We start from the raw sequence: 14,565 nt of genomic DNA, 5'->3' as shown, positions 1-14,565 counted from the left end.
TCCGTATAAGATCTTTATAGCCAAAAAGAAGGGGTGTAGGAACAAGCCCTGCACCCCTCTCTGTTATGCGTTTACCTGTTCCCCTTGTTTGCCTTCCAGAACAGCATCGGCGATTCTAGAAGATATTAATTTTACGGCTCTTATGGCATCGTCATTGCCGGGGATGACATAATCGATTTCGTCGGGATCACAGTTGGTGTCAACTATAGCCACCACTGGTATGTTCAATTTCCTGGCCTCGGCTACGGCTATCTTTTCCTTCCTTGGATCGACCACGAATACTGCGCCGGGCAAGCGTTCCATGTCCTTAATGCCTCCCAGGAAGCGTTCCAATCGTTCCTTCTCATTGAGAAGACGAGCCACTTCCTTCTTGGTCAGGACTTCCATGGAGCCGTCCGCTTGCATCTTCTCCAATTCTTTCAGCCGCAACACCCGTTTGCGGATGGTTTTGTAGTTGGTGAGCATGCCGCCCAACCAGCGCTGATTGACGAAATACATGCCGCAACGGTTGGCTTCTTCCCTGATGGTTTCCTGGGCCTGTTTTTTGGTTCCGACAAACAGGACCCCTCTTCCCTCGGCGGCTACGCTTTTAATAAAATTGTAGGCATCGTCAAACTTCCGTACCGTCTGCTGTAAATCAATGATGTAAATCCCATTTCTCTCCATATAAATATAGGTAGCCATCTTGGGATTCCATCTGCGTGTCTGGTGTCCGAAATGCACTCCGGCTTCGAGGAGCTGCTTCATAGTAATTACTGACACCTGAACACCTCCTTTCAGTTTTATTCCTCCGCTGTTTCATTCCGGCTGAAAACTCACCGGGTGAGCACCTGCCAGCCAGTCCTGCAGCGTGTGTAATTACCAAAAATTAATATAACATAAGCCTGGTGGTTTGGCAATATTCGATTCGCGGCGGTTCTGCAATGAATAAAAGCCCGCATATGGATGGGGCTTCACACCTGCTATAGTCTTGCCAAAATCTGCGCTGATGATACCTTCCAGCGGTTTTATCCATCCTCCCGGGTTTGACAGCTGTTTATCAAATGCCGTTAGATAATAAAAAAGTACTTTTTGGCAGAAAACAAGGTTTTAACCGGCTGGTCGAGCCAATCGCCGGTTTTCTTCCAGATGCCTTTATAGCCAATACTATTTCTTTTCCTTAAGGAATCAACATATATCACCGGCAGAAAACCGAGCAGCAAGATCGCTGGACCGGATACCAGACCGGCGGCGAAACTCCCGGTTTTTACTTCTATGATCCGGGAGAATGGTGTAGCCAGCATCATTAAAGCAAGTAAGACGATCCAATGACGTTTTACCGCCAGGTCTTTTATCGATATGCCCATAAGCAGGCAGGTAGGGATTAAAGCCATGGCGATGACCAGCATAAACAGAATGACGGTTAGGAAATGCATGTAAACACCCCCTTAATATCACTGTCGGATACTTGAAGCATATGTTTAAAGAGCAAGGTTAGGTACTAATAATGGAATAAGCCAGATGATCCACATGACCAGGTGGGAAATGATAATAGCGACAGAGATGCCATTCATCCAAAATAAGGCGGAGGTAGCCCTTCTTCTCCTGGCCCATAATATTAATATAATTATTGAAATAACGAAAAAAATGCCTAGCCACACCAGCGAAGTGATCGGATAATTAACCCCGACCACTCTGGTGGGAACCTCGAAACCATTATATTGGGGAGGGCTGTAAATATTATTGATAATGTTAAATAAAAGCGGGCTCCAGGTGCAGAGCAGGGTCAGAATCGCCGCTATGATTATAACGGCCGAAATCAGGTAATGGGAAAATTTCCAGCTATGATTCATAACCTTTCGATCCTTCCTCAAGATTTGATGCTGCCACGTTTTCAGTTTGCCCATAACGGGGCTATCCTGTCAATCCGGTTGGTCCAGATCCCGCCTGTGTAATTGTCAGGCAGCAGCTTGATGTCGTCAAGGGTGTCAAATCCTTCCGAGAATTTCCCGTCACCGGCTACAACAATCACCCGGGTGTTGACCCGGTCCATTCGATTTAGAAAACGGTCCGGCCATCCCCATAAGAAAGAAGCATATTTAAGCGGTATATGCAGTTCGGTATTCCTGCAGGAATCGGGAACATATCCGGTCCAGCCAACCGCGGCATATGAAAGCAAAGCCTTCTTCAGCGTTGCCATGGACATAACCCGAAGCCGGGGGAGCCTTTGCTGCAAAACCGCTACCGGCTTATCACCGCCGTAAACCGCCAGTTGCTTCAAGCGGGCATCGGATTGTCTGCCCAGGTATTCAGCCAGAAGTTCCCCGTCCTGTGCCTCATTGGTTTTAATATGAATGAGCAGCGAGCGGTCCGGGAAGCGGTTCATTACTTCCTGAAGGGAAGGCATGAGTCCGACGCCCTGGCCTCTAAATGGAAAGGTCTTGCCTTGATCAGCGGTATAATTGCAGCCCACATCCAGACGTTTTAATTCGCTCATGGTATAGTCTTTAACGGAGCCGCTCCCGTCCGTTCTGTATTCCAGCGTCGCGTCATGAAAAACCGCAAACTGTCCGTCCCGGGTTGATTGGATATCCAGCTCGACGATATCGGCCCCGGCCTGAAATGCCGCCTCCATGGAAGGAATCGTGTTTTCCAGAAAAGGATGCTCAGGCGGGTAAATGCGCCGGGCGGTGTTGGTTGCGTTCGTAATCCCTTCCATACTAAAAGTTTGCGCCAGACCGCGATGGGCAAGAAGCACCGGCTCGCCCGAACGGTGTTCCGCTAGCAGGGAAGTATTATTCAAATATACAAAGGCAATCAAAAGTATTAACGCCCATACCATTTTCCGTTTACGAAGATTTATCAACTGCTTCATGGCCTTTTAATTCTCCATTAATATCGACTATACAAATATATTACCCCTCGCCGGGAACTTTCAATTTTAAACATCGGGAGATGCTACGGAGCAATTGCAACACACCGCTGCAACGAGGCAGCGCCTCATTATAATAAATCAAGGGAAAAAAAGAAATAGTTTATATTTTAGAGTAGGAAAAGACTTTGTGGGGACAACTTTCACGTTTCAAAAAACAACTATCCTTAATTCCAGACGTTTCTTTTGCCCTAACTGTAAAACTCGGGAAAATTGATATAGCATGAGATTGGATGGTTTGGCAATAATTCGATCCGCGGCGATTCTGCAATGAATAAAAGCCCGCATATGGATGGGGCTTCACACCTGCTATAATGTTGCCAAAATCTGCGCTGATGATACTTTCAAGTGGCTTTATCCATCTTTTTTTTTCGCTCCAAATTCAAAATCAGATGTACTTCGCCCTGTCCGCGCTGCAGTATCTGGGAGATTTGCTTAACATCCATCCCCTGCCTGTAGAGCTGATGAACTGCCAGGGTAGGATGCATGTGGCGGTAGGCCTCGTAATCTTCCTCTGCATAAGGCCCGGAAGCGGCGCCGGCCGGCTGGCATTGTTCGACTGCGGCCTTAAGTTCCCCGGACCCGGACTGCATCTCTAAATGCGCCTCAGCGGCGAGCTCCTGATAGAATTGGACTACCGGGTCAGGCCCCGCGGCCTGTTCTGCAGCAAGCCTGGAGGGGAGGCTTTGGGCGGCTTGCAGGCGCCGGTCGAAGTCATCGATAACGCTGCGGGAAAGGTCCACCGCGTTACTGAGCATGGCCTCCATATCCTGGCTTACCATCCGGGCTTCACTGATCAATTCCTCCAATTGTAGGGCTGAGGCCCGGGCGCTTTCCTGTTTAGCCCACCACAACCAGCCCAGGAGGATGAGGAAGATAACCGCGAAGACAGCCATAAACCACATCTCTCACATCAACCCCTAAATCTTTATATCAATAGTGTTGCCTTTAAAAAAATCTTTGAAAAGCTCTTGCTCCCCGTCCGGATTTTCATTGCCGGAACGGTGGCGGTCACGGCTTTGTTCCTGTTCTTGCTTTTTATTGTGTCTGTCCTCCAGGGTTTTAGCCTCAGGATCGCTCAGTTCCCGAACCGTCTGCCGGTTGGCTATGGTTTGATTGTTTATCAGCTGAGAAAACTCACCCTGGCGGTGGCTGGCCTCAGTACGCTGGGTTTGTTGAATACGAGCTATGTCGGCTACCTTTTGAACTAAAACCTGCATATCCACGCTTTTGATGCTCATAGCTGCCCCCCCATTCAGCGCAGCGGTACTACCCGCACCTCTCCCCGTTCTACAGCAAAGGCCGAATACTTAATGGGATCGTTGATGATGTAGATCAGCTTTCCGATGCTGATCCTGACCCCGGGATAGGCCACATCATGCGCTTTTACCATAGCATTCTCACTGCCCTCGAATTCATCTTCCAAAAACTCCATGCGCTGTTCCATCTCATCGATCTCCTGGCGCAGGGTTCTGTAAACATCCAGAAGCCTCATCAAGATCTGTTTTTGTTTGTTGCTCAGTTGTTCCGGGTTGTTGATCTGATGCTGGTAGGGCTTCAGGTTCTGGTTGATATTCCCCAGGGTGCGCCTCTTTTCTCCGCAGTTTTTGGTTATCTGCTGGTATTCATCACGGTAGTGCGGATTGATGCCGACTTCCACTACCGTCTGGGTAGCCAGCTGTGAACCCAGGACCTTGGATTCCACTTCCCGGCCGGCCTGTATTACTCCCCCCACGATAATGGCCTTTTTATCAGTGACTTTTACCATGCCGCCGGCTTTGACCTGAGACTGGATGATGGCATCTTTCACATATACGGACATTCCGGCTTCCAGGCGTGCATTCTCCACAAATCGGGCGGTGATATTACCCCCGGCCTTGACAAAGCCCTTGAGTCCTCCCCCGATACCGCCCCGCACCAGGATGCTGCCTTCAGCCACCACTTCAGCTCCTTCAATAGAGCCCCCGATCTCAATGTCACCCCCGGCTTTGACTTTAAAGCCGGTCATCACATTGCCCATAATGCGCACGGCGCCGATGAAATCGATGTCCCCGGTAGAGTAATCCACGTCGCCGCGCACATCAAAGATAGGGCTCACTTCGACGCGGTTGCTGATCATGCTGACATGTCCGTCGGTTTGAGCAAACAGGTAGCACCCGGTGGGATCGACAACCGTGTTCTTGCCGCCTGCCAATTTAAGGTCTTTTCCCTTTCTGGCCACCAGGGGAACCCCGGTCACATCCATTCCTGGAACCCCCTGGGATCCAGGGACCTTTTCGGCCAGGAGCTCGCCGGTGCGGACATTGTGGATAAGCCCCAGATCCTTGTAATTGGCATTGCCGGTTTCGTCAATTTTGGGGCTGTTTTTCTGCTGCGGCAAATCGAAATGATAAATGATTTGAGCATTGATTCCATGCTGAGGTTCTTTGCCGATGGCCACCAGTACGGTCTGGCCCCAGTTGTGCTTCTGCAAGGCTTTATTTACCAACACTTCATTAATACCAAAAACCACCCGGCTGTCAGTCAGGGCCTGCAGGGCTTTTTCCTTGCTGCAGGGCTTGCCGTCTCCGACAGGGGCAGTTATTTCCAAATAAGCGTTCATACGGTTTGCATCGATGGCCACCATGGCCTCACCGTCAACCGTGCTGCCAATGCTGTTCATATCCGTTTCCTCATTTACGTCACCAAGTGCTTTCTTTTGCTGAGACTGCCGCGCATTCTCATAATGGCTTTGGTATGAAGCTGTGATATCCTGGATTCAGACAGGCTCAAAACCGCTCCGATCTCCTTTAAGGTCAGGCCCTCGTAATAATAGAGGCCAACCACGATTTTTTCCTTTTCCGGCAATCGGGCAATGGTCTGGGCCAGCAGTTCTTTAACTTCACCAAGCTGCAGGAGTTCCAAAGCATCTCCGGCGTTTTCGTCCTCCAGCATATCTACGATACGTTTTTTACGGTTATCGCTGTCCTCGCCGGGAATAAAATCGTCCAGCGATATGATGGTGGAAGCGGCCACCTCTCTTAAAAGGTTGGCGAAGTCCTGCAGGCTAATGCCCAACTCCTTGGCCACCTCGGCGTCAGTAGCCGACCTTCCCAGGCGGGCCTCCAGATTGGTGTAGGTTCTCTCCAATTCTTTGCTTTTCTGCCTGACCGACACCGGTACCCAATCCATGGCCCTCAGGCCGTCAATGATGGAACCGCGGATGCGGGTGATGGCATAGGTTTCAAATTTGATGTTGCGCTTGTGGTCGAATTTTTCGATGGCATCGATTAAACCCTCAATACCATAGGAGATCAACTCATCCACTTCCACTACCGAAGACAGATTGATAGCCAGCCGATTCGCCACATACTTGACCAAATGGGCATAATGCACAATCAATTCGTCCCGTGCTTCGAGTTCGCGCCCTTCCTTATATTGAACCCATACCGTGCTCATATCTCTTTTCATTTATATGACTCTCTCCCCATCACCGAGTGTTTTGATCAACAACTCACCTGTAGCAGGATCGAAAACGATGGTGCGGCCTACATTTCCGCCCACGTCTTTGGCAACCATCTTGATGTTGTGTTTTTTCAAATTCTCCTCTACGGCCTGCACGTTGCGCAAACCGATCTTCATGATATCGCTCTCACCCAGGAATTTGAACATCTGAGCCCCGCCAGCTATTTTGGCGATAAGCCGGTTGGCGTTTATACCGTCCTTATTTAATTCACCCAGAACCATCTCCAGTGCGGTATCAGCGAATTTAGCCTGGTTGTGGGTATGACCCCGGGATAATTCACCAGACGGCAGCATGATGTGTGCCATGGCGCCTATCCTGCTTCTGGTATCGCACAAGCAGATGCCGATGCAGGAGCCAAGCCCTGTGGTTATCAGTTTATTGGGGGCCCGGGCGATTTTGTAATCAGCCATGCCTACCTTGACGAAATTGCCCATCAGTTGTTCACCCCAAGCGCAGAGAGAATGGTGTCCAAAGCCTCAGGCTCGGGAAGCATAAAGAAGTGTCCCACCACATTGTGGTCATCTTTTTTAAAACAGGTCTCCAGAAGGAGAACATGATCAGCAACCTCGCCAAACTTTGCCAATATAGCGTCAAGAACAGATCCGGCCATGTCCATGGCCAGGGCCGGCACCGATGGGACCAGAGTCAGCCGGGTAAAAACGGATAAGGCATTGAGGTAAGTCGCAGCGATTATGTTTCCCATCTCGCGCATGGCAGACAATTCCAAATCGCCGAGATTATCAGGCCGGGTCTCCCCGATTCCTTTCCCCATAAGTAAATCTACCAAGACCACTGCCTGCTCAATAGGCAGCATGAAGAGGATATTGGAACTGACCGATCCCCCTACATTCAGGTACACACCAATAATATGGCGATCAGCGCCCCCCACCAGGTCGGGAACGGTATCAAACGGCAGGATTTTAACCCTGGGGACATTCATTTCAATTTTTGAGTTGATCAGCTGAGCCAAGGCGGTGGCGGCATTGCCCGCGCCGATGTTGCCGATCTCCTGAAGCGCATCCAACTGCATGTTGGAAAGATCACCGATGTACACCAATTTATTCCACCTACCTAATATTATCATTAATGAGAATTTTGTAAATATTAAGTAAAATTAAAATCCGATCCTCAATTTTGGCTATACCGTTGATATGACTGGCATTCATGCCTTGATAAACGTGGTCAGTGGCTTCGATATCCCCGGTGTTGATATGCAGAACTTCGGATACTTTGTCGACTATGATCGCCGCTTTAATATCATCCAGCTGGAACACGATGATACGCTGGTCTTCACTGCTGCCCCGGGCGGGCAGTTTAAACTTGGTGTGCAGGTTGAACAGCGGGATGATATTGCCGCGCAGGTTTATCACCCCTTCCACATAAGGTTCGGTTCGGGGAATGCGGGTGACTTTGTGCAGCTTGATGATTTCCTGAACATTGATGATGTCTACCGCATACTCTTCCAGGCCCAGTTGAAATGCGACTACCTGCATCTCTTGCTTGGAATCGCTGTAAGATTTATTCTCTACTGCCTGCATAACCTAAAACCTCCTCTAAAACAGGCTGGCTACATCCAGAATAAGATGAACATTGCCGTCTCCGGCCACGATGGCCCCGGCCAGCCCCGATATGCCGGACAGCAGCTTGCCCAGCGACTTGATGACGATCTCATGCTGGCCGATCAAGGCATCCACTACCAGCCCCGCCTGACGGTCTGCTTTCCGCACCACCACAACATAAGTAGATTCCTGGACGGGCGCCTCGCCGGGCACGTCTAACAGGCTGCGCAGCCGGTATAATGGCAGTACTTTGCCGCGGAGCAGAATGACTTCCTGATTTTGCACCATTTTGATATCCTGATCGGATATCATGGTGGTTTCGTCAACATTGCTCAAAGGAATGGCATAGATCTCTTCACCGACTGATACCGTTAAAGCTTGAATGATGGCCAGGGTGAGAGGCAGCTTGATGGTAAAGCGAGTCCCCCGGCCTGCTTTGGAGGCCACCGAGATCTCCCCGCCTATCGCTTCCATTTTGGCCTTGACCACATCCAGACCTACCCCGCGGCCGGATACATCAGTCACTTCGGCTGCAGTGCTGAACCCCGGCGTGAATACCAGCCTGAAGGCCTCCTCCGCAGTGATCTGTTCGGCTTCCCGGCTGCTGATCAGGCCTTTGTTTACGGCCTTTTCCAGTACCCGTTCCAAATTTATGCCGCGTCCATCGTCTTCCACCTCGATGTAGACATTGTTGCCTTCATGCCGGGCGGACAATTTTACCATGCCCCGGCCCGGTTTGCCTCCCTGCAGGCGTTCCTGAGGCAGTTCAATACCGTGATCCAGGGCGTTGCGCAGCAGGTGGATCAAAGGGTCGCCGATTTCATCAATCACGGTGCGATCCAGTTCGGTTTCCTGACCTTCCATAATAAAATCGATTTCTTTGCCTAATTCTTTGGCCAGATCCCGGACCATGCGCGGAAAACGATTAAAGACCTGTTCGATAGGAACCATGCGCACCTTCATGACCACGGATTGCAGTTCGGTGGTAATGCGGTCCACCTGCTCGACGGTCTCCTCTAACTCGCTGTTTTTACTGATCAGGCCGATCTGCTCCAGGCGGCCTTTGTGCATAACCAGCTCGCCCACCAGATTCATCATTTCATCCAGTTTTTCTATGTCAACCCGCACTTTTTGCTTGAATTTCTGCACCTTGGAGCCGTTATCGGCCGGCTGCGCTTGAGCCGCCGGATTGCCCCGGTCTGCTTCGGCCTGATCTGGAACTTGACCAGCCTGGTACTCATCCAGACCAAATTCTTTGACGCTATTCGCCCTGACCTCGGAAATGCCGTTTATACGCCTTTGCACCTCTTCGGCATTAAGATGGGTGACATACAGGAGGGAAAAGCCGCTATCGAATTTCCCGTCCTCCAAATCTTGTACCGGCGGCGCTGCCTTGGTGATGTCGCCTTCAGACTCCAGAGCTTTAAATACCATAAAAGAGCGTACTGTTTTCATGGCGCAATTCTGATCCACCTCCACTTCGAGAAGCAGAACTTTAAAGCCCCTGTTGCGGGCTTCATCAATGAGGGCGAGGTCATAATCATTCAATTCAAACCTGACCGGCGCTTCACCCTCAGCCTGTGCCGCACGGGCCGGCACAGGCGCCGGTTCGGCCAGAGCAGCCGCTTGTGAATCGCCGCTTTTCAAGGTTTCCAGGAGAGCCACCAGGTCAGAATTGTCCAACTCTCCGCTTCGCTCTCTTTCGATGCCTTCCACCATGATCTGGATCCGGTCAAAACACCGGAACAATACGTCTGTAACCTGACCGTTGACCTCCAAAACCGCTTCCTTGAGGCTGGAGAGAACATCTTCCATATGGTGAGTAAGGTCGGCCAGGTCCTCGAAACCCATGGTGGAGGACATCCCCTTCAGGGTATGGGCAGCCCGGAAGATTTCATTTAATGCCGCTCCATTATGGGGCTGCTGCTCCAATTCCAAAAGGCACCGATTCAGATTGGCCAGATGCTCGCGGCTCTCTTCCAAAAAAACATCCAAGTATTGCGACATATCAATTGTCGTCAATTGAAACACCTCCAGGTTATTACAATGACGGTGAGGCTACAGCAATTTCATGATGGTGCCGGGGATCTCCGGCAAGGGCACCACAAAATCCACCTGCCCTGTTTCCACCGCCGCTTTGGGCATTCCGTACACCACACAGCTGGATTGGTGTTCTGCTATGGTCCGGGCCTTTTTGGCGCGGACTTGGAGCAGACCGGCGGCGCCGTCATGGCCCATACCGGTCATAATCACACAAACCATATGAGCCCAGAACTGTTCGGCAGCCGATGCCAGCAAGACGTCAAATGCAGGCCGGCAACCGTGCAAGGGGGGTGACTGATCCAGCTTCACCAACAAATCCCGCCTGCCCCATTGCGCTGCTGCGGCGACTTTGAGATGGTAATCCCCCGGAGCCACATAAGCACAACCGGGAAGAATTTTCTCCCCTGGCTCGGCTTCCTTGACCCTTACTGCCGATACCTGGTCCAGCCGTTCGGCCAGGGAGCGGGTAAATCCGGCCGGCATGTGCTGCACGATCAGGATGGCGGCATTGATGTGGCCGGGCAGTTTGGGGATCACCTGATGCAATGCTTTAGGCCCTCCGGTGGAAGTCCCTATCAAGACCAGCTTGTTTAAACTGGCTTCCAGCCCGGATACTGTCCTGGGAGACGGTTCCGGCACATAGGCCTTGCGCAGGGATATTTTTTTTAGACTGCCCCGGGTTCCCGCAGCAATTTTAACCTTATTAACTATATCGTGGCTTGAGCCGGCGATATCCAGTGAAATTTGTGCGGAGGGTTTGGCCACAAAATCAACTGCTCCCAATTCCAGGGCTTTCATGGTAGCATCCGCGCCCTCGCTGGTCAGGTTGCTGAGCATGACAACCGGAACCGGCCGGGTCTGCATGATGGTCTTTAAGGCGGTCAAGCCGTCCATGCCCGGCATGGTAACATCCATTGTCACCACATCAGGTTTGAGTTCCTCAATGCGCTCCAAGGCCTCGCGCCCGTTTGAGGCCGTTCCAGCCACCTCTATCCCGGGGTCGCTGCTTAAGCGGTCGGCGATGAGCTTGCGCATGAATGCGGAGTCATCAACTACCAACACGCGAATCCTGGCCATTTGTTCATCCCCTCTTACGCTTCTAATAAACCCTTTTTGATCAATTCCCGCTGCATGGCAAACACAAAACGGGCAATCTGATCCCGGTCCTTTTCAGAAATATCTTCAAATTGAAGTGCGACCTGCCCTTTTCCCAGGCTGCCGGTTTGGTTGAAGACCCGCACGGTTTTAGCTTTGCAGGTGATCACTTCCGATGAGGGCAGGAATAGCTGCACTAAAAGCTCTTGCCCGGGCTTGACCGGAATTTCGGTGGACAGCAATACGCCTCCGGCACTGATGTCGACGGTTTGAGCCTCATAAGCGCTGAAATTATTGTTATTGTCACTCAGAAGGCGGAATTTCACCGGTAAAGCGGCATGTACACGCACATGCCTGCGCCGCTGCCCGACTGCCTGAATTACTTGGGGACGATAAACCGCCATCAAGGGCAGCGGTTTGAGTATACGCCTGATCACTGCGGTGTCAAATCCATAATAACTGCCATGATAAAAAATGCGCACCGCCAGTCTCTGCTTAGGATGCACCGGGATTAAGGCCCCCCGCCACATAGGCATGGAAAGGGCGAGGGTTTCGGCATCCATTCCCTCCACCCGGGCCGGCAGATACTCGATTTGATCCTTGATCAAGAGGCCTATCTCCAGGCGCATATTGAGCTTTATATCGCTGCTTTTCATGCCGCCCCCTAGCCATGGTCCCGCATAAAGCGCGTGATTTTTTGAAAGAACTTCTTTATGCCGCTGCCGCCGCTCTCCGCCGGTGAAGCCATGCCGCCGAGATTTACCAGGCGCCTGGCGATGTTCTGAATGTGCCGGGCGGCTGTACTTCTCGGATAGGCCTGCATCAGGGCCTTCTGCTGCCTGACCACTTCCCCTACCAGGCTGTCGCTGGGGATGCTGCCCAGCAGTTTTATATCAACATTGAGAAATTGTTTGCATACCAGGCGAAATTTCTCGGCCACCATCAATCCTTCGTTATTGTCAGACACCTGGTTTATCACCACTGACACCCCGCCCGCATAAGATTGCTTGGCGATGGTTTTAACGCAGCCATAGGCGTCGGTCAGTGAGGTCGGCTCCGGGGTGGTGATTACGATCACCTCGTCGGCGGCCAGCATAAAACTGATCACGTTTTTAGATATACCGGCCCCCGTATCTATAACCATGTAATCGTAATCGCCGTCCACCTTGCCCACTTCGATCAATATCCGGTTCAGCTCGGCATCGCTCAAGTTGGCCAATTCGTTGATGCCTGAACCGCCCGGAATGATCTTTAGTCCCAGAGGCCCGGTTATGATAATATCCTTCAGGCTTTTTCGCCCCTGCACCAGGTGCTGAATGTGATATTCGGGTGACAGCCCCAGCATAACGTCTATATTGGCCAGGCCCAGGTCAGCATCCAATAAGATAACCCGCTGTCCCTCGCTGCACAGGCTCAGCGACAGGTTTAACGCCAGGGTGCTTTTGCCCACCCCGCCTTTGCCGCTGCTGATCACAACGGTCCGTGTTTTTCTGCTGATGCCCATCATTTCGGCCTCTATTTGCTGGCGAACCCCTTGAGCCATTTTGCGCAGCTTGTCGGCCTGATCGCTTATCATGACTCATCTCCTCTCAACAGCATAGCGGCAATATTGAGGGAGTCGGGGACCTCAATATCATCGGGCACGTTTTGGCCGGTGGTGAAATAGGCCAAAGGCCGCTTAATCTCATTGAGGACGTTGATGATCTGGCCGTAGCGGTAAGTTTCGTCCAGTTTGGTGAATATCACCTTATTGACCGGTATTATGGAAAACTGCCGGTATACGTTGATGAGGTCTTTAGAGTCGGTGGTTACGCTCAATACCAGGATAATTTCATCAGGGTGGCCCAATTCCACAAATTGATGCAGTTCAGCCATGTGCTCCCGGTTGTTGGGGCTCCGCCCGGCGGTGTCCACAAAAATGATATCATGCTGTTTGAATTCCTCCAGGGCGGCTTGCAGATCCAGGGGAGTGAAGGCTACACTGATAGGAATTCCTATGATGTCCGCAAAGGTGCGCAGCTGTTCGGCCGCAGAGATCCGGTAGGTATCAAGGGTGACCAAGGCCACCCGCTTGTTTTCCAGAAAGGTCATATTGGCGGCCAGTTTGGCAATGGTGGTGGTTTTGCCCACCCCGGTGGGCCCCACCACAAAAACCAGGTGGCCCTGCCGGCCCGTCTCCAGCTGTATAGGAGAAATATCCTGCACGTACTCCTGCAGGGTGCGCAGGCAGACATCGCGCGCCCATCGGTCATCACCGGACTCGGGCAGGCGGGCTTCAACACTGGCGGCTATTTCCTGGGCGATGCTTTTGTCTACATTATTGTGGAGGAGGATTTCATAAAAATAACGCACCGGCTCGGCCATGCCTTTGAGAAGATCGACTTCAAACATGCGGGCTTGAATGTCGCTCATCATGGCCTTCATCTTCTGCATTTCCTGCATCAGGCCGAGTTCGGCCCCGGGGTCCGTCATCATAACCGCCGGCTTTGCCGCCGCTCCTTCCGGCTCGACCGGCTTAGCCGTGCTCTGCCGCGCTTTGTCGGTATTGACCTGCAGGGTGTCGTCGACCGCCACCGTTATCTCTACTTGGGGAGGCGAAAACCAGCCCCGGAATCCCCGGGGTTTCACCTGCCGGGTCTGCAATATAATGGCGTCGGGCCCCATCTCCTGTTTGGCCAGCTGCAGGGCGGACTGAAAATCACGGGCCACATACTTCTTTATTTTCATGTCGAAACCATCCCTATCACTTCAACATTGGCATCACTGTCGACTTCATTGTATGACAAGACCACCAGGTTGGAAATAAAGCGGTCTATCAGGCGTTTGAAATAAAGGCGCAGTACCGGGGCGCAGATAAGAACGGGCGACTGCCCGCGCAGGCTCAGGTCTTCCTGCATACTGCTGATACGATCGATCATCTTCTGAGCAACATCCGGGTCCACCGCCAGGTAGGAGCCGAATTCGCTTTGCTGCACCGAATCGCGCAGGATTTCCTCCAGAGACGGGTCCAGGGTCAGAACCGCCAGTTTGCCCTGGTCATTGGCGTATTGCCTGGTTATCTGCCGTTTCAGGGCCTGGCGCACATACTCGGTCAATAAATCGGTGTCTTTAGTGATCTTGGCATAGTCGGCCAGGCTTTCGAGAATAGTGATCATGTCCCGGATAGACACCTGTTCTTTAAGCAGATTGCCCAAAACCCGCTGAATATCACCCAGACTCATTAAATCGGGAATCAGCTCATCGACCACTGCGGAATGGCTTTCTTTGATATAGCTGATGATGTTCTGAATCTCCTGCCGGCCCAATAATTCAAAAGCGTGGGCTTTGATCACCGAGGTCAGATGGGTGGCCAGCACCGAGGGGGGGGTCGACTACCGTATATCCCGCCAGTTCGGCATGCTCTTTGTACGTGGTGCCGACCCAGCGGGCCGGCAGATTGAAGGCCGGTTCCA

16 protein-coding genes are annotated in these 14,565 nt (G+C 51.8%); all 16 read right to left on the bottom strand.

Translation table 11 applies throughout. The features are described from left to right. Positions 1-63 precede the first annotated feature (63 nt). Complete coding sequence (rpsB, locus tag B2633_RS12920) at positions 64-762, bottom strand: 30S ribosomal protein S2 (protein WP_481040043.1); 699 nt, start codon at positions 760-762, stop codon at positions 64-66. Positions 763-1,049: 287 nt separating this feature from the next. After that, entirely contained in the window at positions 1,050-1,415 is a 366-nt protein-coding gene (locus B2633_RS12915) for a hypothetical protein (RefSeq protein ID WP_483171118.1), read from the bottom strand. 458 nt (positions 1,416-1,873) lie between these two features. Next, the gene (locus B2633_RS12910) at positions 1,874-2,854 is read right to left on the bottom strand and encodes a glycerophosphodiester phosphodiesterase family protein (protein ID WP_483171117.1); all 981 of its coding nucleotides are present in this window, start codon (positions 2,852-2,854) and stop codon (positions 1,874-1,876) included. A 401-nt stretch (positions 2,855-3,255) separates the two neighbouring features. Then, positions 3,256-3,816 (bottom strand): DUF6115 domain-containing protein, encoded by a 561-nt coding sequence (locus tag B2633_RS12905; RefSeq protein WP_483171116.1) that lies wholly within the window; start codon positions 3,814-3,816, stop codon positions 3,256-3,258. A 15-nt stretch (positions 3,817-3,831) separates the two neighbouring features. Further along, positions 3,832-4,152 (bottom strand): hypothetical protein, encoded by a 321-nt coding sequence (locus B2633_RS12900; RefSeq protein ID WP_481040047.1) that lies wholly within the window; start codon positions 4,150-4,152, stop codon positions 3,832-3,834. A gap of 14 nt (positions 4,153-4,166) precedes the next feature. After that, positions 4,167-5,573, bottom strand: coding sequence for a DUF342 domain-containing protein (locus tag B2633_RS12895; protein ID WP_483171115.1), 1,407 nt, complete (start codon positions 5,571-5,573; stop codon positions 4,167-4,169). A gap of 14 nt (positions 5,574-5,587) precedes the next feature. Beyond that, complete coding sequence (locus B2633_RS12890) at positions 5,588-6,361, bottom strand: FliA/WhiG family RNA polymerase sigma factor (RefSeq protein ID WP_481040051.1); 774 nt, start codon at positions 6,359-6,361, stop codon at positions 5,588-5,590. Then, positions 6,362-6,850 carry a chemotaxis protein CheD gene (locus tag B2633_RS12885; RefSeq protein ID WP_483171114.1) on the bottom strand — a complete coding sequence of 163 codons (489 nt, stop codon included), beginning with the start codon at positions 6,848-6,850 and terminating at the stop codon, positions 6,362-6,364. It abuts the gene before it with no gap. Next, positions 6,850-7,470: a chemotaxis protein CheC gene (locus B2633_RS12880; protein ID WP_481040055.1), complete on the bottom strand. Its 621-nt coding sequence runs from the start codon at positions 7,468-7,470 to the stop codon at positions 6,850-6,852. Before B2633_RS12880 ends, B2633_RS12885 begins: the two co-directional genes overlap by 1 nt. Before the next feature lie 13 nt (positions 7,471-7,483). Further along, the gene (locus tag B2633_RS12875; protein WP_481040057.1) at positions 7,484-7,954 is read right to left on the bottom strand and encodes a chemotaxis protein CheW; all 471 of its coding nucleotides are present in this window, start codon (positions 7,952-7,954) and stop codon (positions 7,484-7,486) included. A gap of 15 nt (positions 7,955-7,969) precedes the next feature. Continuing rightward, complete coding sequence (locus B2633_RS12870; protein WP_483171112.1) at positions 7,970-9,997, bottom strand: chemotaxis protein CheW; 2,028 nt, start codon at positions 9,995-9,997, stop codon at positions 7,970-7,972. A gap of 36 nt (positions 9,998-10,033) precedes the next feature. Next, positions 10,034-11,095 carry a protein-glutamate methylesterase/protein-glutamine glutaminase gene (locus tag B2633_RS12865; protein WP_483171110.1) on the bottom strand — a complete coding sequence of 354 codons (1,062 nt, stop codon included), beginning with the start codon at positions 11,093-11,095 and terminating at the stop codon, positions 10,034-10,036. 14 nt (positions 11,096-11,109) lie between these two features. Next, entirely contained in the window at positions 11,110-11,769 is a 660-nt protein-coding gene (locus B2633_RS12860; protein WP_483171109.1) for a flagellar brake protein, read from the bottom strand. Positions 11,770-11,777: 8 nt separating this feature from the next. Then, positions 11,778-12,689, bottom strand: a complete 912-nt coding sequence (locus B2633_RS12855) for a MinD/ParA family protein (protein ID WP_481040065.1) — start codon at positions 12,687-12,689, stop codon at positions 11,778-11,780. Further along, positions 12,686-13,840, bottom strand: coding sequence for a flagellar biosynthesis GTPase FlhF (gene flhF / locus B2633_RS12850; protein WP_483171107.1), 1,155 nt, complete (start codon positions 13,838-13,840; stop codon positions 12,686-12,688). The genes B2633_RS12855 and flhF overlap by 4 nt, the downstream gene beginning before the upstream one ends. Next, on the bottom strand, positions 13,837-14,469 hold the full coding sequence (locus B2633_RS12845; RefSeq protein WP_483171105.1) for an FHIPEP family type III secretion protein: 633 nt from the start codon (positions 14,467-14,469) through the stop codon (positions 13,837-13,839). Before B2633_RS12845 ends, flhF begins: the two co-directional genes overlap by 4 nt. Positions 14,470-14,565 lie beyond the last annotated feature (96 nt).

Origin of the sequence: Syntrophomonas sp. UBA1041 (assembly GCF_002316705.1) — a bacterium.
GTDB lineage: Bacteria > Bacillota > Syntrophomonadia > Syntrophomonadales > Syntrophomonadaceae > DTU019.
This window is presented reverse-complemented; position numbering and strand designations above follow the sequence as displayed.